18 protein-coding genes and 2 pseudogenes are annotated in these 18372 nt (G+C 46.1%); 6 read left to right on the top strand and 14 right to left on the bottom strand.

Annotated features, from left to right (window positions below; genetic code table 11):
- Window positions 1-120: 120 nt before the first annotated feature.
- From QUA45_RS12400 to patD, 9 genes and pseudogenes are all read right to left on the bottom strand, one after another.
- Window positions 121-534, bottom strand: a complete 414-nt coding sequence (locus tag QUA45_RS12400; RefSeq protein ID WP_190657739.1) for a nuclear transport factor 2 family protein — start codon at window positions 532-534, stop codon at window positions 121-123.
- A gap of 76 nt (window positions 535-610) precedes the next feature.
- A pseudogene (locus tag QUA45_RS12395) lies at window positions 611-1429 on the bottom strand (Uma2 family endonuclease).
- A gap of 74 nt (window positions 1430-1503) precedes the next feature.
- Window positions 1504-2499, bottom strand: coding sequence for an AEC family transporter (locus QUA45_RS12390; protein WP_333220908.1), 996 nt, complete (start codon window positions 2497-2499; stop codon window positions 1504-1506).
- A gap of 374 nt (window positions 2500-2873) precedes the next feature.
- A complete protein-coding gene (locus QUA45_RS12385) occupies window positions 2874-3080 on the bottom strand; it encodes a glycogen debranching protein (protein WP_333075545.1) in 207 nt (68 codons plus the stop codon).
- Window positions 3081-3320: 240 nt separating this feature from the next.
- Entirely contained in the window at window positions 3321-3812 is a 492-nt protein-coding gene (locus tag QUA45_RS12380; RefSeq protein WP_333097144.1) for a GNAT family N-acetyltransferase, read from the bottom strand.
- A gap of 176 nt (window positions 3813-3988) precedes the next feature.
- Window positions 3989-5062 (bottom strand): RNA polymerase sigma factor, RpoD/SigA family, encoded by a 1074-nt coding sequence (locus QUA45_RS12375; protein WP_333220906.1) that lies wholly within the window; start codon window positions 5060-5062, stop codon window positions 3989-3991.
- A 126-nt stretch (window positions 5063-5188) separates the two neighbouring features.
- Complete coding sequence (locus QUA45_RS12370) at window positions 5189-6862, bottom strand: ABC transporter ATP-binding protein (RefSeq protein WP_333097140.1); 1674 nt, start codon at window positions 6860-6862, stop codon at window positions 5189-5191.
- Between the two features lie 426 nt (window positions 6863-7288).
- Window positions 7289-7873: a zf-TFIIB domain-containing protein gene (locus tag QUA45_RS12365; RefSeq protein WP_333097139.1), complete on the bottom strand. Its 585-nt coding sequence runs from the start codon at window positions 7871-7873 to the stop codon at window positions 7289-7291.
- Window positions 7874-7918: 45 nt separating this feature from the next.
- Window positions 7919-8317, bottom strand: a complete 399-nt coding sequence (gene patD / locus QUA45_RS12360) for a heterocyst frequency control protein PatD (protein ID WP_333097138.1) — start codon at window positions 8315-8317, stop codon at window positions 7919-7921.
- 450 nt (window positions 8318-8767) lie between these two features.
- Here patD and QUA45_RS12355 point away from each other — a divergent pair, with 450 nt between their 5' ends.
- Complete coding sequence (locus tag QUA45_RS12355) at window positions 8768-11041, top strand: bifunctional (p)ppGpp synthetase/guanosine-3',5'-bis(diphosphate) 3'-pyrophosphohydrolase (protein WP_333097137.1); 2274 nt, start codon at window positions 8768-8770, stop codon at window positions 11039-11041.
- Window positions 11042-11173: 132 nt separating this feature from the next.
- Here the strand turns inward: QUA45_RS12355 and QUA45_RS12350 are convergent, their stop codons facing one another.
- Window positions 11174-12094: a glycine betaine ABC transporter substrate-binding protein gene (locus tag QUA45_RS12350; RefSeq protein ID WP_333220904.1), complete on the bottom strand. Its 921-nt coding sequence runs from the start codon at window positions 12092-12094 to the stop codon at window positions 11174-11176.
- A gap of 163 nt (window positions 12095-12257) precedes the next feature.
- On the opposite strand from QUA45_RS12350, the gene QUA45_RS12345 reads away from it, so the two are divergent.
- Window positions 12258-13625 carry an aldehyde dehydrogenase gene (locus QUA45_RS12345; protein ID WP_333097135.1) on the top strand — a complete coding sequence of 456 codons (1368 nt, stop codon included), beginning with the start codon at window positions 12258-12260 and terminating at the stop codon, window positions 13623-13625.
- 268 nt (window positions 13626-13893) lie between these two features.
- Window positions 13894-14244, top strand: coding sequence for a 4a-hydroxytetrahydrobiopterin dehydratase (locus QUA45_RS12340; RefSeq protein WP_333097133.1), 351 nt, complete (start codon window positions 13894-13896; stop codon window positions 14242-14244).
- Between the two features lie 161 nt (window positions 14245-14405).
- On the opposite strand, the gene QUA45_RS12335 is transcribed toward QUA45_RS12340, so the two are convergent.
- On the bottom strand, window positions 14406-15140 hold the full coding sequence (locus QUA45_RS12335; RefSeq protein ID WP_333220902.1) for a response regulator transcription factor: 735 nt from the start codon (window positions 15138-15140) through the stop codon (window positions 14406-14408).
- A gap of 595 nt (window positions 15141-15735) precedes the next feature.
- On the opposite strand from QUA45_RS12335, the gene QUA45_RS12330 reads away from it, so the two are divergent.
- Window positions 15736-15984, top strand: coding sequence for a DUF6761 family protein (locus QUA45_RS12330; protein WP_006634037.1), 249 nt, complete (start codon window positions 15736-15738; stop codon window positions 15982-15984).
- A gap of 13 nt (window positions 15985-15997) precedes the next feature.
- Window positions 15998-16210, top strand: coding sequence for a hypothetical protein (locus QUA45_RS12325; protein ID WP_333220900.1), 213 nt, complete (start codon window positions 15998-16000; stop codon window positions 16208-16210).
- Window positions 16211-16301: 91 nt separating this feature from the next.
- On the opposite strand, the gene grxD is transcribed toward QUA45_RS12325, so the two are convergent.
- The 3 genes from grxD to QUA45_RS12310 form a co-directional block, all read right to left on the bottom strand.
- Window positions 16302-16625, bottom strand: a complete 324-nt coding sequence (gene grxD / locus QUA45_RS12320; protein WP_190657705.1) for a Grx4 family monothiol glutaredoxin — start codon at window positions 16623-16625, stop codon at window positions 16302-16304.
- Window positions 16626-16826: 201 nt separating this feature from the next.
- Complete coding sequence (locus QUA45_RS12315) at window positions 16827-17087, bottom strand: BolA family transcriptional regulator (RefSeq protein ID WP_333068825.1); 261 nt, start codon at window positions 17085-17087, stop codon at window positions 16827-16829.
- Between the two features lie 42 nt (window positions 17088-17129).
- Complete coding sequence (locus QUA45_RS12310; RefSeq protein WP_333220898.1) at window positions 17130-17753, bottom strand: hypothetical protein; 624 nt, start codon at window positions 17751-17753, stop codon at window positions 17130-17132.
- Between the two features lie 377 nt (window positions 17754-18130).
- On the opposite strand from QUA45_RS12310, the pseudogene QUA45_RS12305 reads away from it, so the two are divergent.
- Window positions 18131-18372: pseudogene (locus QUA45_RS12305) on the top strand (S8 family serine peptidase); the annotation flags it as partial.

The following is an 18372-nucleotide window of genomic DNA, read 5'->3' as shown; positions in this document are numbered from 1 at the left end:
TTTACAATGGTTTCAGGCATTTTTAGGCCATAGACCTCTTTCTTTTGCTAGGGAGAGGTTTTCAGCCCCTAAAAAGGTGAGAAAATGTCTAAGTTTCATTAAGCAACTCACAGATAACTCCTATCGAAACTTCCGTTCTGATTCTTGAATGGGAACATCATTAATACTAGCTTCACGTCTTCGCATTAACCCATTTTCTGCAAATTCCCACTGTTCGTTACCATAGGCGCGATACCAGTAGCCAGAATCATCGTGCCACTCATACTCAAATCTAACAGAAATCCGATTGTCTGTAAAACTCCACAGTTCTTTCTTTAAACGGTAATCTAATTCCTTTGCCCATTTTCGTCTTAAAAAAGCCTTGATTTCTTCCCGTCCGCTGAAGAATTCGGCACGGTTTCGCCACTGAGAATCTTCCGTATAAGCTAAGGCTACTCGTTCTGGATCGCGGGTATTCCAGGCATCTTCAGCAGCTTGAACTTTCGCTTTAGCCGTTTCCAAGGTAAAGGGCGGTAGAGGTGGTTTAGTTTCCATCAGCTTTGTTTTTTGTGATTATAAAAGGTAAGGTGCGGGATGCTCGCGCTACAGAGAAAGTTTGGGGAATTTGATATCAATCCTCAGCATCGGGATCGATTCCCATTGCTCGCAGTCGATCGGCTAACTGGGTGACTTTTCGCTCTGCTTGTTCAGCTCTTTCCCGTTCTTGTTCGGCTCTTTCCCGTTCTTGTTCGACCAGGGCCCGCTCAATTTCAACTTGTTCGGAGCCAGTTAACAGCAAATTCCCCTGCGAATCCCACCACCGCAGCCAAAGCAGTTCTTGATTTTGATAGCTTCCCTGCCACAGTCCCAATTCTACATCTAGTACAGGAATGGGATAGTGACCGCGTTCGTTTGGCTCCATCCTTCGATACCCAAAATCTATTAGGTGATAGACTTCTAAATTGCCCGTTCTCATTTCATAAATGCCGTAGTAAGGAATGCGAATAATTCTCTCGTACACCCAAAACTTACCCGGTTTAGTGGTGGTACCGTCAGCGGCCACAGTCAAGGGAGTACGATCGCGCTCTTCCTCTCCATTACCGCTAGCAAATTCTAAAGCAATGAACAGAGCCATGTGTTCCCGCCACAGTACATAAGAACGGCGAAAACCGTCAAGTGTTGCCGGTACATTTGGCACGTAAAACCAATCGGGTGCTTCTGCACCTCGCTCTGGCGGGTCAGTTTCTCGCCAGTAAATGCCACAATCTTGCCCGATCGCATATTGTCCGTCTGGGTGCAGCCGCTCTACAACCGGCCCGATAGAATCTGTCAAAATGATGCTCTGGGGATGCTCCTAAAAATTTTTTACAACTGTACCGTCTTCGTCTGGCAATTGGGTATGGTCAGGGAATGCAGGAGGCAGACCTGTAGCAGTTATTGGCTCGTTCATCGTCTTTTGCGTGCAGTTATTGTTGATTGTACTGCGAAATTTTATAGGAATCTGATTTGAAAATTTAGCTAATTTTAACTAAACCCAGCTAACCACAAGGGAAGCATCAGCAGCAAACCGACGGAAGTGATGGCGATGCTGCTAGCTAACAAATCGCGATCGAGCTCGTAGACTTCTGCTAAAATCAGCACGGAAAGAGCTGTGGGCGTTCCCGACATCAACACCAACACGAACCTCGGATCGCCACTCAATCCGAAATAACTAGCACCCAATCCGATTATCACGGGCACAATTACCACTTTTAACAGCGACGGGATTAACGCCAGTTCAAAACTTTCCCATTTCTTAATAGACCTCAGCCGGATGCCAACCAGCAGCAAAGCACTAGCAATTACCACCCAAACAGCAGTCTGCAATCCCGATTCCACTGTTTCGGGCAGGGGGATGTTTCTAGTATAAAAACCAATTAAAAAAGCCCACAGGGCGGGAACTGTCAGCACGTCCCGGATCTGAGTCCACCAGTGATTTTTTTGCTCGGAGTTTCCGAAATAGCTAGCAATAAATACACCGAAACAATAAGTTCCAATAACGTTGTTAGTGACGCTGTACAAGACAGCCCAGTTGTTGTTATCGGTGCTGATGATAGAGGGGGTGATTGCTAATCCAACAAAGCCCGTATTCCCTAACATCGCAGCTAGGAGAAAACTGCCTTGGCTCGATCGCTTCAAGGAATTTATATTTAACAGAAATAAATTTAATAAAGAATTTTTGCCCTGAAAATAGGGCTTTTTGATGTGGGCCGCACTCAGCCTACGCAATAACACCCAAGTCAGCCAAGCAAAACTCGTACTCAGAAATAACACGAATATGGCGATCGCCGGCGTGAATCCCACAGCACCCGAAAAATCGCTCTGACGGGCTAAAACTAGAATTTGCAGCGGTATCCCAATCCAGAAAAGAAAGTGGCTCAGCAGCTTGGGAAAATCAACTGGGATGTACCGAAACAGCAGCAGTCCCAAGCCAGTCCAGATCACCAGAGGGGTATAAGCGTGAAATAAGGTTTCAATCATAAAAATTTAACTTGACAATTTGAAATGCCTTTATCTATTAATAATAATGGTAAAATCCGTTTGAAAAATGCGAATTGTCGTTAGCGTAACCCTCGAAGAGGATCGCACTTGCACGCTTGTTCGTCCTAGGGTGTTGGTAGCACTCCAGGCCCAAAAAATTTTGCCCACATTCCCGCATCTTGCAGGGCACTATTTTCAGACTCGCAGCCCCAAAAGATTGCAGCTTTTTACCTTCACATTCACGAAACCTCTTGTAATTTGAAAAATGTGCGATCGAGCTATCTTGCCTTGGACGAACTGATGTCCCACGTTTTCCTGGCATTTCTCTCGAACCGAAACAGGGCGACACTAAAGCTGCTAATGACTTGTACTCATTAATTCAATTTCAAAGCATTAACAGGCACCTCATCCCAAGAACTAACAGTCCGCAAAGTAGCAACCCAGCCCTGCTGTTTTTGCTCTGCAGTCAAATTCTTCTCAAAAGATTCGTGGCAATCCTTCGCTTGGCTTTCATCGCAACAAGCAATGCAAGAATAAAGAATGCCCGACGGATCGATTTGCTCGTTTACCCAAATAATCACGATCTACTCTCTCAATCAAAATCTACTGTTACTTAAATTTTCCTATATTTTTGCCAATTATCTACTCCGATTTACGCAACCATAGATTTGAGGCGGTACAGATTTTTTGTAAGGTGCGCAGTGCACACCCTACAGATTCGTTGTAAGGTGCGCGATACACACCTTGAGGTCTTAGTCTCTTAGAGAAGGACTTCGTTTGCATAGTAGCGATTTCCCTCGCCGAGTCTTATCGAGGGGTTTTTACAATTGTTTCGATGCCAAAGTTGCCAAAGATTCGCCGGCAACCCGGCAAATCCGCCAGTCGGGCATCACATCAGCACCGATACCCTTGTAAAATCCGATCGCCAATTCATTCCAATCCAAAACACTCCATTCCAAACGCCCGCAGCCCCTTTCAACCGTCAACTGCGCTAAATAAACTATCAAAGACTTGCCAATTCCCCGCCCTCGAAACTCAGGGATCACAAACAAATCTTCCAAATAAATTCCCGGCTGAGTCAAAAAAGTAGAATAATTGTAAAAAAACAGCGCCCAGCCCACAACTCGATTTTCGCACTCCGCTAAAATCGCTTCAGCAAAAGGTCGATCGCCAAACAAATGATTCTCCAAATCAACCGCATTGCCAGTCACGGCATGAGATAATTTTTCGTACTCAGCTAAAGCTTTAATCAAATCAAACAGCACCGGCACGTCGGCGCGGGTAGCTGGGCGCAAAATTACCTCAGAAGACATAAATAAGTAAGTACGACGCGACAATCAACAATTAAAAATACCACATCAAGACATTTTTGATTTGTAATTTTTAATTAAGTTTGTCAACCTTGAATTAACATATTTAGGGCGACGTTGGAGTGTCCACCCACAATAATTTTAAGATTTTTCACAATGCAAACTCAATGTTTTCTAGCTTATTTCAACCAGCCCTTCAATCGTTCCGTCACTTGAGGGCGGCGCAGCTTTCGCATTGCCTTATTTTGAATTTGACGGACTCGTTCGCGGGACAAATTGAACAAACTGCTGACCTCTTCTAAAGTGTAAGGTTCGCCGGTCAGCAAACCGTAACGCATAGCAACAATCTCTTTTTCGCGCTCAGTCAAAATACTGTCCAACACCTCCAAAATATCTTGGCGCATCATCATCTCATTCATCTGAGCTTCGGGAGATTGCGTCGCGTTATCTTCGAGAACATCCAAAAGTTCCGAACTTTCTTCTGAGCCGATGCGGTGGTTGAGAGACAAAGATTGCCGGCGTACTTGCTGGAGGTAACGAAGCTGTTCGCAAGTAACTTGCATTTCTCTAGCAAGTTCAGTTTCAGTTGGATTGCGTTGAAGAGAACGCCTCAAATCTCGATAAACTTTTTTGAGTTTATTTAACTGTTCGACAATGTGAACAGGCAAGCGAATCGTCCGCCCTTGATTGGCAATTGTCCGGGTAATTCCTTGGCGAATCCACCAATAGGCATAAGTAGAAAACTTGTAACCCTTCTCCGGATCGAACTTTTCAGCGGCGCGATTCAAACCCAAAGCTCCTTCTTGAATTAAATCGAGAAAAGGCACGCCCCGATTAAGATAGCGTTTGGCAATCGAAACCACCAAGCGCAAATTCGAGCTGATCATTTTCCGTTTCGCCGACTGACACTGGTGGCGAAGCTGTTGCAGTTGAGTTTCGCTTATCCCCAAAGCCGCTGCGAGTTCAGCTTTTGTCGGCACTCTGTCCAATTCTTGCTGCAAACGCTGTTCTAGTTCATCCAGGGCTACCAATTCTTGAACGCGGCGCGCCAACTCTACTTCTTCGGTGGCACTGAGTAGAGGATAGCGAGCCATTTCCTTGAACAAAGCTCCCACTGGATCGTCGGCAGACCAATTGTTGTATGCTGACGATCTAGTTACCGTCGGACGATCGATCTCGGTGTCTTCATCTTGTGCGATCGCGAATGAGGCGTCGGGTGCCACCGCAAAACTGCCTAGGTCAGATTCTGCCATATCGTGCTTGGTGTCGGTGGAATGATTTGAAAAGTATCCCTTAACTTTAACCAATTTAACCGGAAATTTCCGAAATCCATCTAGAAGCTCGTGACAGAAATTAGATGGCCCCAATTTTATACCTTTCTATTGAGTTCGAGCCAGTAAAGGAGCTGCCTGCAATAATTGCTGAGTATAAGGGTGCTGCGGATTAGTAAAAATATCCCTAGTCTTACCGATTTCAACAATTTTTCCCGCATTCATTACCGCAATGCGATCGCAAAAAAATCTCGCCACCCACAAATCGTGCGTAATGAACAGATAAGTCAAATTAAATTCCTTCTTCAACTCCAACATCAGTTCTAATACTTGAGTCTGCACGCTGGCATCCAGCATACTCACAGGTTCGTCGCAAATTATCAGTTGCGGCCGAGTAATCAAAGCGCGGGCGATCGAAACTCGCTGCTGTTGTCCTCCTGACAATTCCCCCGGATAGCGGCGAAAGAAATCCTCCCCTGGACTTAAACCCACCCGCTCTAACATTTGGATTACTTGTTTTTTAGCTTCGCTGGCATTAGCTAATTTGTGAATAAACAAAGGGTCAGCAATACTTTGCCCGACAGTCATCATCGGATTCAGGCAAGCGTGGGGGTCTTGAAAGATCATTTGCATTTCGCGGCGGTGCTTCCTCACAGCATCGCGGTTCAGGGCAGTTATATCTATTCCTTGAAATTCCACTTTGCCACCCGTCGCGGTAATTAGCTGCAAAATCGTGCGTGACAAGGTACTTTTGCCGCAGCCGGACTCCCCCACCAGCCCTAGGATTTCTCCCCGTTGTAGCTCTAAACTAACGCCGTCTACGGCTTTAATTACCTGGCGATTCCTGGAAAACAACTGATCTAATAAATTGCTTTCTAAACTGTAGTGTTGCTGCAAATTCGTTACGGTCAAAAGAGGCGAATTTGTTAAGTTTGCAGTAACGGCTTCAGTCCTGATTTCCTCGAACGCTAACCCTTTGTCGGAATCGGCTTGAATGTGCAAAGCTGCTTTGAGGAGCGATCGAGTATATTCGTGCTGCGGCTTTTCAAACACGTTTTGCACCGGCCCTGTTTCTACGACTTTACCGCCGTACATCACCGCAATGCGATCGCAATACTCAGCCACCATCGCCAAATCGTGAGAAATCAACAAAATAGCCGTTCCCCGTTCCTCACAAAGTCTGGTTAATTCCTGCAAAATCTGAGCAGCTACAGTTACGTCCAAACTTGTAGTCGGTTCGTCCGCCACAATTAATTTGGGATCGAGCAAAAGAGCCAAAGCAATTGCTACTCTTTGCCGCATTCCGCCGCTAAATTCGTGGGGAAATTGCGACCAGCGAGAAGCGGGAATTTTCACAGCTTCCAGAGTTTCGATCGCCCGTTTCTTAGCTTGCTTGCGATCCAAATTCGGTCTGTGAGCTTGCAAAGTCTCGATGCAATGTTCTCCTACAGTCATCAAAGGATCGAGACGAGTCATCGGATCTTGAAAAATCAATGCTACAGCTTCGCCCCGAAACCGTCTCAGCCGCGAAGCATTCATATCAAACACCGACTCTCCAGCAAAACTAACTCGCCCCTCAATCAGCGTTGAATCCGGCAGCAACCGCATCGCCGCCCTTCCCAAAGTTGACTTACCGCACCCAGACTCCCCAACTAATCCGAGCTTTTCCCCCGGTTTCAGCGTCAGGGAAACCCCGTCAACGGCCCAACCGGATTGGCCTCGCCGCTGAGGATAAGCTACTCGCAAATTGTCAACGGAAAATAGAGAAGAGTCATTAGTCATTAGTCATTAGTCCTTAGTCTGTTGTCTGTTGTCTGTTGTCTGTTGACTGTTGTCTGTTAAGTGTTGTCTGTTGACTGTTAACTGTTGACTGTTGTTATTTATTGTTTGTCAATATCCTGGCGGTTAGTTGTTAGTTATTAGTATTTTTCATGGCTTATTAGTGATTGGCAAGAGACCGATATGCTGTTTGTAAATACCAATAGAAATTGCTACAAACAAAGATTTTATTAGTACATCATTAACCGACCAACCGCTTACTAACAACCGTCAACAGTCAACCGTCCACAGTTTGTAAATACCAATAGAAATTGCTACAAACAAAGATTTTATCACTACATCATTAACCGACCAACCGCTTACTAACAACCGTCAACAGTCAACCGTTAACAGTCAACCGCCAACAGCCAACTGTCAACAGCCAACAGATTAAATTTCCCTTCGCTTCAACTCAGCTCTCCGCAGTATGTAAGTAGCGGCACAATCTGCGTGAGGATGGTCTGCTAAAACTTCCGCGAGTTCCAACACATATCCGGCGATATCCGGCCCCAGCTTCTCAGTCAGCACTTGACGTTCCCGAGAGGCGAGTTCTTGCACGCGGGCCTTAGCTTGCCAATTCGGAGAAAACATCTTGTCAATCTCGGTGTGGAATCCCAGACTTTCGAGAATGTCCCACTCGCCGTTATCGCACCAAATGCCCCCGCACAACATACAGCGCTCTATGTAAAAGGGCACTCTGCTGAAAGGAACTTTCGCCCGCGACAGATAGTGACCGTCTTCGGGACACAGCGCTGCTTTGCTGTCGTAGACAGACGGGGTGAATTCTATGCCGAGAGTCCCTGTCGCATCAGGCTTCTCGGATTTGTTGTACCACTGGCTTTGCTCTTTCTGCCAAGCTTCGTATTCTCTGCCTGGAATCCAGATACCGTAACAGTTGGGACACCACTGCACCGACATACGGCCGGCTAAGGTACCGCCTTCTAAATTGGGATGTTTACATTTTGGACATTCCACCGCTTTATTTCTCCTTGCCTTATTAATTCCCTGTTAATTCAATTATTAATTCTGTATCTGGGCGGGCCCTGAAGAACCAGAATTTTTTTGCAGCAGCGCGCCACAGTAGCAAATTAGCGTATTAAGCCGCGCGATCGCCGCAGTTTGCCTCGCCTTTGCTGTCGCTGGCTGGCGCGACGCTTGCAAAAACGTGACATCTGTCCCCAATAACCGCAGTTGCTTGTGAATTTCCGTCAAATAGGACTGCTCTGGGGGTGTTTCTGAGGCGTCTAACTCATCGCTTTCGGCTCTCATAATTTGGTTTCCGAAAAATTGTTGCACTTTTGTGTATTCGATCGCCAGCGCGGCCCGATCCAGATTATCCTGTGCAGCAGTTCTTTGTAGTTGTTCTAGTGCTTGCTGTAATTTTTGGTAGCACTGGCGGCGGTCTTCGGACAATATCATGATTTTGTAAAGAAATTTGTATTTATAATCAAAGTAGATACTTACTTAAGTTTGCTCATATGGAGGGAAGCCGTGCGTTTTTGGAGCAATTCCCTGTTTTGTGAGAACTTTTTTCGATTTTCTGCCCTAACTCTACCCTTCTGGCTGCTGCTTTCTGTTGAGCGTTGCCGGTAAATGCCGAGCCCCCGCTACCTCAACTGCTACCGCCAAAATATGCTTATTTTACCGGATCGACAGACTGCGGCGGCAGTGGTGTCACTATATTTTCCTACCTGCGAGGGGGGGCGACTCGGAAGTAGATAGGTATAGTTAACAGAAAAATCGACTATTTTTTTGAATTGCAAATTGTGGCATTCAATTAGTTTAGTATAGCTAAACACATAATTTCGGCAATTCAACCGGAAACCGGCTTTTAACCATTTGTATTTCTAAGTTTTAAAGGTGTACCCCATGAACGCGAACACTCTGACTCCCTCTCCTTCGATCGATCCTGCTGTAGTTCCCGATTGGCTGCAAGAATGCCTGAATAGTCGATCGCAGCCTGATGGGGGCCCTAACCCGAATTGTTCGGCTGACGACAGCTTAATTTGTCGGGCCTTTGAATTTGCCCGCGACTTGCACGAAGGACAATACCGCAAATCGGGAGAACCTTACATTTGCCATCCGGTAGCTGTCGCTGGAATACTCCGGTATATGGGCGGCAACAACGTCATGATTGCTGCCGGCTTCCTCCACGACATTGTTGAAGATACAGATATTACTCTCGAAGAAATAGAACAGCGGTTCGGCGCGGAAGTGCGACAGTTGGTTGAAGGTGTCACCAAGCTTTCTAAGTTTAATTTTTCCAGCAAAACAGAGCGCCTTGCGGAAAATTTCCGCCGAATGTTCCTAGCAATGGCTAAAGATATTCGCGTCATTGTGGTCAAACTCGCAGATCGGCTGCACAACATGAGAACTTTGGAGCATTTGTCCGAAGAAAAGCAGCGCAGTATTGCCTTAGAAACCCGAGATATTTTTGCTCCCCTGGCGAACCGTTTGGGTATCGGCCGCTTTAAGTGGGAATTGGAAGATTTAGCGTTTAAATACCTGGAACCCGAAGCTTACCGCGAAATTCAGGAATTGGTGGCCGAGAAGCGAGCCGATCGAGAAACTCAACTCGCAGAAGTCACAGATTGTTTGCGAGAAAGGCTTGACAATTTAGGCATTAAATGCTATGAAGTTAGCGGCCGTCCTAAACATTTGTACGGGATTTACTCGAAGATGCAGCGCCGCCAAAAAGGGTTTAAGCAAGTGTACGATATTGCGGCGGTGCGGATCATAGTAGAAACCAATGATGACTGTTATCGGGCTTTGGCGATCGTCCACGATTCTTTCCGCCCGATTCCCGGCCGCTTTAAAGATTATATCGGTTTACCAAAAGCCAACCGCTACCAATCTTTGCACACCGGAGTAATCGGAACCAGCGGCCGCCCCATCGAAGTGCAAATCCGCACCGTAGCAATGCACCACATTGCAGAATACGGCATTGCTGCCCACTGGAAATACAAAGAAACTGGCGGTTCTAACACAACAGTTACCGGCGACGACGAGAAATTTACTTGGCTGCGACAACTCCTAGAATGGCAAAGCGACCTCAAAGACGATCGCGAATATTTACAAAGCATTAAGGATAACTTATTCGACGAAGATATTTACGTTTTTACTCCTAACGGAGACGTGATTGCTCTCAATAGCGGATCGACTCCCGTAGATTTTGCTTACCGCATTCACACAGAAATTGGCAATCACTGCACAGGTGCCAGAGTCAACGGGCGAATGGTAACACTAGACAAGGTTTTAAAGAACGGCGATATTGTAGAAATCTTGACCCAAAAAAATGGTCATCCGAGTTCCGACTGGTTGAATTTTGTCAAGACAAACGGAGCTAAAAACCGAATTCGCCAGTGGTTGAAGCGATCGCACCGAGATGAAAATCTCGCTCGCGGCCGGGAATTGCTGGAAAAAGAATTAGGTAAAAATGGCTTGGAATCTTTGCTAAAATCTGAGCCCATGCAATCGGTGGCTCAGCGCTGCAACTACCACAGCGTCGAAGATTTAATCGCAGGTTTGGGCTACGGCGAAGTCACCCTAAATCTCGTAGTAAATCGACTGCGAGATTTAGTAAAAGTGCAGCAAAAAATTGAAGCTGCTCCCGCAGGAGGGCAGGAAGTGCCCCAGCTAATACCTGCATCGACGACACCGAAACCATTACCGAGTTCGTCTCCGAGCAAATCGCCGATCGCAGGTGTAGAGGGATTGCTCTACCATTTATCCGGCTGTTGCTGTCCAATTCCTGGGGAATCAATTATTGGAGTGGTGACTCGTACTCGCGGAATTTCGATTCACCGGCAAGGATGTTCAAATGTTGAGAACGTGCCTGGGGATCGGTTGGTTCCTGTGAGTTGGAATTCCAGCAACCGCAATGAATCTCGACCCAACACTTATCCGGTTAACATTCAAATTGAAGCCCTCGATCGAGTGGGAGTTCTCAATGATGTTTTATCGCATTTGAAGGACAACCAAGTAAACGTCCGCAGCGCTCAAGTCAAAACCTATCCCGGATTGCCTGCATTAATTGACTTGTGCATGGATATCCAGGATAAACAACAGTTCGAGCGCACTTGTATGCAAATTAAAAAGATGAGCGATATTTTGAATTTGCGCCGGCTCAGTGAAGGGACTTAAGAGGAAAGCCTAAGTGTATTGTAGGGTGCGCGCCGCGCACCTTATCCTATGTTCCTAATTGTTGAATCTAAAATCTAAATTTGCAGCTTGGCAAATTAACTTGACGTGGGAATATACTAACATTGAAACCCTCTATTTTGGCGGACTTACTGGCTCTGACTCGCCCAGCTTTTGCTGCAAAAAGTCCTGGGCTACTTCTCTAGCTTCTTGCTGTTTCTTATCAACTTGATAATTGAGCCGTCGCATATCCTCCTCGGAGATTTTGCCGCCCAATTCTGCGAGGACTGGACGCAATTCCGGGTATTTATCCAAAATTTGCGATCGCACAACCGGAACTGCTTCGTAGGGCGGGAAATAGTTCTTGTCATCCTTGAGAACTACTAAACCTAAACTTTGAATCAAACCGTCCGTCGTATTACCAGCAATCACATCTACTTCTTTTTGTTGCAGCGCTTGATAAAGCAATCCTAACAGCAACTCCTTCGGTTCTTCTCGAAACTTAATCCCGTAAGTTTTAGCTAATCCGGGAAATCCATCTTCTCTCTCCTTAAATTCTGGGCCGAAACCAGCCCGGAGGTTAGGTGCAGCTTTCCCAAGTTGCGAGAGAGTTTGTAAATTGAGTTTTTTGGCATCGTCTCCCCGCACAATAATCGCAAAACTGTTATTAAATCCCAGCGGTTCCGTCCACTCAGCTTTAAACTGTTTGGGATATTCTTGCTTGAGGTAATCGAGGACTTTTTTGGGGTCAGAAATCGGTTTCTGTTTGAGCAAGTTGGCGTAAGCAGTCCCCGTGTATTCGACGTACAAATCGATTTTACCTGCTGTTAGGGATTGATGGCAAAGCGAACCTCCGAGATTCAGTTCTCGTTCTACTTTGATATCTGTTTTAGCTTCGATATGGCGTGCTAAAATTTCTGCGAGGATGACTTGTTCGGTAAAGTCTTTCGAGCAGATGACAACTTGCTTTTCGGGCTTAGAGGTACATCCTGCTACTGCAAGCAAGCAAAGCAGCCAGCAGGAATAGAAAAAAAAATCGTTCTTAGATATTTTCATGACTTAACTCAAATTAAAAATCTACAATTAATACCTTATAAGTTATAGCATAAAGCCCCGATCGTAGACTTCTTCAAGAAGTCTGCGCTTTAACACCGATCGCAATTTACCCAAGTTCCGTTTTCCTGTTGTAACATTTATTGATAGACATGGAGCAATAAATATGGTAATCAGAGTCAGCGATATTATCCACCAGCAGCGACAATTTTTTGCGACTGGGAAAACTAAGGATGTGGATTTTCGGATCGAACAACTCAAGAATCTCAAAAGTGCGATCGCTTCCTATCAATCACGGATTGTGGATGCTGTCAAGGCTGATTTGAACAGGCCGGAGTACGAGGCTTATTTTGAAATTGCTGCGATCGCAGAAGTTAATTATGCCATCAAAAATGTAAAATCGTGGGCAAAGCCGCAAAAAGTTCCTACTTCGATCGATCAATTCCCAGCATCGGCCCGCATTTACCCAGAACCTTTGGGCGTTGTTTTAATCATCGGGCCTTGGAATTACCCATTTCAGCTAATGATATCACCTTTGGTCGGGGCGATCGCCGCCGGCAACTGCGCCATCCTCAAACCTTCTGAAATCGCCTCGCACACGTCGGAAGTTGTCGCCGATATGATTACCAAAACCTTCGATCCCGCCTACGTAGCAGCCGTCGAAGGAGGAGTCGAAATCAGCCAACAATTATTAGTGGAAAAATTCGACCACATCTTCTTTACAGGCGGCACCAAAATCGGTAAAATAGTCATGGAAGCTGCTGCTAAACACCTGACACCTGTCACATTAGAATTGGGTGGCAAAAGTCCTTGCATTGTAGACTCAGATATTCAAGTTGAATACACTGCTAAACGCATTGCCTGGGGCAAATTCATCAATGCCGGTCAAACTTGTGTCGCTCCAGATTACCTGTTAGTTGATAAAAAAGTTAAACCAGATTTGATTGAGGCAATTAAAACAGCAATTCACGGATTTTACGGCGACGACCCGCAAAAAAGTTCCGACTATTCCCGAATTATAAATCAGCAGCAATTGGAACGTTTGAGTGCGTTTATTAAAGATGGAGAAATTGTCGTCGGCGGGAAAGTTACGCCGGAAGATAGATATATTGCACCGACGGTTATAGATAATATTTCCTGGGATTCGCCGGTGATGCAGGATGAGATTTTCGGACCGATTTTGCCAGTTTTGGAGTATGAAAATTTTGGGGAGGCAATCGCCAAAATCAACGCCCGTCCTAAACCATTAGCTTTGTATTTGTTCTCGAAGGATAAAGAAAAACAAGAGCAAGTTTTGCGGGAAACTTCTTCTGGGGGAGTTTCCATAAATGATACTGTCATGCAATTCGGGGTGACAGCTTTGCCGTTTGGAGGAGTTGGTGAAAGCGGGATAGGGAGTTATCACGGCAAAGCGAGTTTTAATACTTTTTCTCATTACAAAAGCGTGCTGCAAAAGTCATTTTGGCTTGACTTGAAATGGCGTTATGCTCCTTATAAGGGTAAGTTGGATTTGATTAAAAAGGCGATCGGTTGAGCGATCGCACTTGCAGGGGCGGGTTCACCAACATTTACAATATCAGCAAGATAGCCAAATCAACCCGCCCCTTCCTGATATTATCGGTTAATCTATTCCACGGTTAACGATTATTTCCAGAAATTTTAAATTATTGCTCATCTGTTTTTTGAACGATTTCAATCACATTCTTTACCTCACTCCTAAATGACAGTTGCACCCATCCAAAATTATTGACATTAGAAATGTCTATAATATCTTTTAGCATCCGATCGCTAACAAGCAATTTATGGAACCTTTAGCAAAAGAACGCTGTGCCGCCTGCCGCCCAAACTCTCCCCGCCTCACAGCTTACGAAATTGTCCAGCTAAAACCTCAAATTCCCGACTGGAATTTAATCGAAAAAAATGGCATTCCCCAAATAGAACGCACCTACGAATTCCCGGATTTCAAAAGTGCGATCGCCTTTACAAACAGCGTCGGGGAAGCAGCAGAAACCGAAGGACATCACCCCGCACTGTTAACCGAGTGGGGAAAAGTTACCGTTACTTGGTGGACTCACGCGATTTCTGGACTGCACCGCAATGACTTTATTATGGCCGCGAAAACCGATGCGATCGCCAATCAATTCCCAACATAAAATCAGACTTATCGGCTGATAAGTAGGTGGGTAAAAATAAACATTAAATAGATAGGTCAGGCGGGTTTTGCCTTCATCTTCTCGCTTGTATATGAGTGATTCTTAGCTAGACCCGCCCCTATAAGATACTATTGTTTTTTTGCAATGACCTACTTAATACTCTAAGAAAGCACCGCCCTGGGAACTGGTGAATGGACCTGATTGGCATTATTCAACAACTCCAGATTCAGTCGGTAGCCGACATTCCGTACAGTTTGAATCAGGCTCGGCTGTCGCGGGTCGATTTCGATTTTTTTACGCAGAGAGAGTACGTGAGTGTCGATCGTCCGGGGGTTATCAATCGCATCGGGCCACGCCCGACGCAGCAAATCCGAGCGCGACAGCGGCACTCCTCCAGCTTGAGCTAGCACGTACAGCAGGCTAAATTCCTGGGGAGTCAGCTCAATATGTTCCTCGTACAACCTGACTCGGCGCTGCACCAAATCAATTTTCAGCAGCCCGCACTCCAGCGTCGCCGGCGGTATCATCGTGCGGTTGCGGCGCATCAGAGCTTCCACCCTCGCCATAAATTCTTGCATCCCAAAGGGTTTAGTCAGGTAATCGTCTGCCCCCGCCTTCAAACCTTCAACAATATCCGATTCCGAATTCCGCGCCGACAGCATCAAAATCAGCGACTGCTGCTGCTGTTGCAGCCAGTGGCAAAATTCCAAACCGTCCCCATCCGGCAATTGGGCATCCAGAATGACTAGGGTTGGCTGGCGGCTGAAAAATATTTCCCTAGCGTGACTGATATCCGCTGACTGGTGCACCCAGTGACCGACTTGCTGTAGATGCCAGCCCAAGAGCGATCGCAGGTGCGGATTCCCTTCAACAATTGAAATACTTGCAGATTCCACAGAGGCGAGCTTCCCATATCACTAATTGCTACAAGGTTAACAGAGCTTTTGTCAAGCTTTTGTAACCATCGCTACTCAAGCATGAGCTGCGTTGAAAGCAGCGGACACACCCAGGGTACGAATGTTAAAGATTGGGTTAATTTGGCAGGGTCAGCCTGCAGAAAGGTTAAATCATTATGGCGATGAGCTTACAATGAAAATAAGACAGTGTAAAGCCGATCGACCCCATGCCCCAACCGCCTGCTAAAAGCGATCCCCCCGACCCAGCCCCCACTCCCAGGAGGTTGACAAATCGCGCAAGTGAAACTAGAATTCCTCCAACCGTTCGCTCGGTAGCCGGAACACTCAGCCACTTTGACCGCAAAATTCAGCAACATCCCGACTCCATTAAACGCACAGCGAATTATCTAGGTGCGCGCAAAAAGTCGAGCAACTGCATTGCAACGAGTGAAATTTTTTATGGAGGGTAGCCTGTTGAGCAGGGTAAAAACTTTTATTTAGAAATAGCCTCAAGCTGAGCCACTCAGCATCAATCGAGGCAATTCCTAAATCCCGCCGTCATTATACAAACCACAAAGGATTTCAACCTCACACCATGCTACAAGACACCCAAACAATCCGGCACTACCAGAAACTCACCGACGCCCTCGTCGAAATGTGGAATAGAGGTTATCGCTTCGATGACCTGCGGCTTTACTTAGACGGGTATTTAGCAGCCCTGCGGCATTCCAACGGTTTGGAACCCTATCTGATTCACAGACTAGAGGAAGAAGCAGCGCGTTACATTCACGACCCCTCCAATTTTGCAATGCCACAGACCCAAACTGAAGCCGACTACTATTAAATAGCAAATTCGGTTGGATAAACCCTTGATGAATTGGGAATTGGGAATTGGGAATTGGGAATTGGGAATTGGGAATTGGGAACTTGTACTGCGCTTAACTCGTTCCCTAGCCGTGCTGGGGAACCGATGTCCAGAGGCTAGGCCTCGCTTTCTGAGCCTACCCTACAAATTGGATGTTGTCGAGCCGACCGCATTGTGTTCCCAGGCTCTGCCTGGTAACGAATAATTAAGTAAACAACCTAATTCAACGTAAAACGCGATTGCTGTTATTTCCCCGACTTCTTTAAGAGGTCGGGGAGATGTTTTTTCTGTCTAATTTAAGAAGCCAAAGCCACTTCTACAACTTCTTGCAATTCGCCCTTTTGATACATCTCGATCATAATATCCGAGCCTCCAATAAACTCGCCGTTGATATAAACTTGGGGAATTGTCGGCCAGTTGGAATACTCTTTAACCCCTTGACGAATTTCCTGGTCTGCCAAAACATCAACAGTTTCGTAAGGCACTCCCAAAGTATTGAGAATTTGCACCACAGTATTAGAAAAACCACACTGGGGCATTAACTTATTGCCCTTCATAAACACCATGATTTTGTTTTGCTTAACCAACTCGTCAATTCTTTGATGTGCTGTTGTACTCATGGTAGGTCCTAATATTGTTTGAAAAGTTTTAAACGTTGACTGACGCAGAAACCGCGTTTTTTACGAAAATCTTTCGTTACAACCATAGATTCCGGTAAAAAAACCGGGTTTTTATGATTTTTGTGCGTAAGTGGAGCAGTTGTATTTCAAGCAACTCTTGACACAAGCACAAACTTGTGATATCCAATGGCTGCTCAACAATTAAGCAACTTGACTTTTCGCTTCCCATTCTGCGGGAGTTAAGGTTTCCAAGCCCAAAGCGTGGATGGCTTCACTAGCCATTGCCTGTTTGAGAGCGCCGTAGACCAGTTGGTGCTGCTGTACTCGGCTTTTTCCTTCAAAGGCTGCAGAGACGACTCTCGCCTGGTAGTGGTCACCGCCACCGGTCAAATCCTCAACTTGTATTTTAGCGTCGGGCAACCCTGCCTTAATCATTTCTGCTACTTGAGACGGTGTAACCATTGGTTTCTCTGATAAACGGCTGTAATTTAGATTTTAGTGAAACTATTTTTTCGATGAGCTCGGTTGACTGCTGGCAGGCCGGGGAAAGGGCGAATCCACAAAACCCAATTCCAGTAACTGCTGGTAAGCTTTCTTTCCCAAGTCGCGAGTTGGTTGCTGCGATCGAATAATCTGAATCAGCAGGGGCACAGCCAGTTCGGGCTTATTTTGCGCCCGGTGTACCAACGCCAGCCGGTAGGTAGCTTCGTCGCGCATTTGGGCTGTTTCTACAGCTTTGGTGCGGTGGCTTTCGGCCAAGCGGATGTCAATTCCGGCAAAACTGCTACCCAGTTGTTGGTAGAAGTTGGACAGTTGATTGAAAATTTGGCGGGATTCTTGGAGTTTTTGAGTAGCCAGTGCGTAATTCTGATTGGAAATAGCACTGCTGGCTTCTGTCATCAAACGCTGGCCTCCTTGGACGCTCAGCAGACTGCTGTCTTGCGTCAGAGGGCGAAGATTGTTGGGGTCTGTGGGGTCGTCGGCGGGATCGACTTGCTGTTGGTTCTCTGGCCCAGAAGGTTGTTGTGCTTGGACTGAGAGCGGTTGCAGCAGGGTAAAAGCTGCGATCGCCCCGATCGTAATCCGGGCAGTGGAGCGAAGCCAGCAAACAGTTCCAGAGTATACCATGAAATTACTTTGCGCCTGTGCGCTTTAAAAAAATATTTAGCTTGAGCCGATCTTACCATTGGCGATCGCAACCGGCTAAGTGTAAACCAAATTTGTTGAAATGTCAAAGGGTGCGATCGGGAGAAAGGCTCAAAACGAGTTTTCTGTGAGGTGGTCGATCTGAAAAACTCGCCGCGATCGAATAAAAATCTGCGGTTGAAACCGATCCTACACAAACTTTCGTCCCTCTATAAGAGACTAATGGATTTATGCAAGGCGCTTATGGCGCACTCTACCGCTGTTAGTTACAGTTTCAAACCCCTCAGGGTAAAAACCTGCCTGACAGCTTATAAATATGTTTGATAACTCTACATCAAAATTAAACAGGAACATTTGTGATGGTACAACCAAGCAAACCGACCTCCGAAACTCTCCAAAATTATCAAGGTATCGGAGTTCCAGAAGAAAGTCTGGCAGTAGTTTTGCAGCGCGGCGGCGATGAATTGCTGCTGTCAAAAGTTCCCAACCGCTTTACGATTCGCCCCTCACCAACAGCATCAGCTTCAAACGATTGGGCTGCAACAACTGGGGCAAAACTCAACCGCCGCATCGGCCAAAGCAATCTCGAAGAATATCTCGT

The sequence above is a fragment of the Microcoleus sp. Pol12A5 genome (assembly GCF_036701435.1).
Lineage (GTDB): Bacteria > Cyanobacteriota > Cyanobacteriia > Cyanobacteriales > Microcoleaceae > Microcoleus.
Note: the sequence above shows the minus strand (reverse complement) of the source record. Positions and strands in the feature narration are given on the sequence as shown.

What these genes read in the sequence shown, in the direction of transcription:
- QUA45_RS12400 (WP_190657739.1), bottom strand. Translation starts at nt 534, where the DNA reads ATGGAAACTAAACCACCTCTACCGCCCTTTACCTTGGAAACGGCTAAA.
- QUA45_RS12390 (WP_333220908.1), bottom strand. Translation starts at nt 2,499, where the DNA reads ATGATTGAAACCTTATTTCACGCTTATACCCCTCTGGTGATCTGGACT.
- QUA45_RS12380 (WP_333097144.1), bottom strand. Translation starts at nt 3,812, where the DNA reads ATGTCTTCTGAGGTAATTTTGCGCCCAGCTACCCGCGCCGACGTGCCG.
- QUA45_RS12375 (WP_333220906.1), bottom strand. Translation starts at nt 5,062, where the DNA reads ATGGCAGAATCTGACCTAGGCAGTTTTGCGGTGGCACCCGACGCCTCA.
- QUA45_RS12370 (WP_333097140.1), bottom strand. Translation starts at nt 6,862, where the DNA reads ATGACTAATGACTCTTCTCTATTTTCCGTTGACAATTTGCGAGTAGCT.
- patD (WP_333097138.1), bottom strand. Translation starts at nt 8,317, where the DNA reads ATGATATTGTCCGAAGACCGCCGCCAGTGCTACCAAAAATTACAGCAA.
- QUA45_RS12355 (WP_333097137.1), top strand. Translation starts at nt 8,768, where the DNA reads ATGAACGCGAACACTCTGACTCCCTCTCCTTCGATCGATCCTGCTGTA.
- QUA45_RS12350 (WP_333220904.1), bottom strand. Translation starts at nt 12,094, where the DNA reads ATGAAAATATCTAAGAACGATTTTTTTTTCTATTCCTGCTGGCTGCTT.
- QUA45_RS12345 (WP_333097135.1), top strand. Translation starts at nt 12,258, where the DNA reads ATGGTAATCAGAGTCAGCGATATTATCCACCAGCAGCGACAATTTTTT.
- QUA45_RS12340 (WP_333097133.1), top strand. Translation starts at nt 13,894, where the DNA reads ATGGAACCTTTAGCAAAAGAACGCTGTGCCGCCTGCCGCCCAAACTCT.
- QUA45_RS12330 (WP_006634037.1), top strand. Translation starts at nt 15,736, where the DNA reads ATGCTACAAGACACCCAAACAATCCGGCACTACCAGAAACTCACCGAC.
- grxD (WP_190657705.1), bottom strand. Translation starts at nt 16,625, where the DNA reads ATGAGTACAACAGCACATCAAAGAATTGACGAGTTGGTTAAGCAAAAC.
- QUA45_RS12315 (WP_333068825.1), bottom strand. Translation starts at nt 17,087, where the DNA reads ATGGTTACACCGTCTCAAGTAGCAGAAATGATTAAGGCAGGGTTGCCC.
- QUA45_RS12310 (WP_333220898.1), bottom strand. Translation starts at nt 17,753, where the DNA reads ATGGTATACTCTGGAACTGTTTGCTGGCTTCGCTCCACTGCCCGGATT.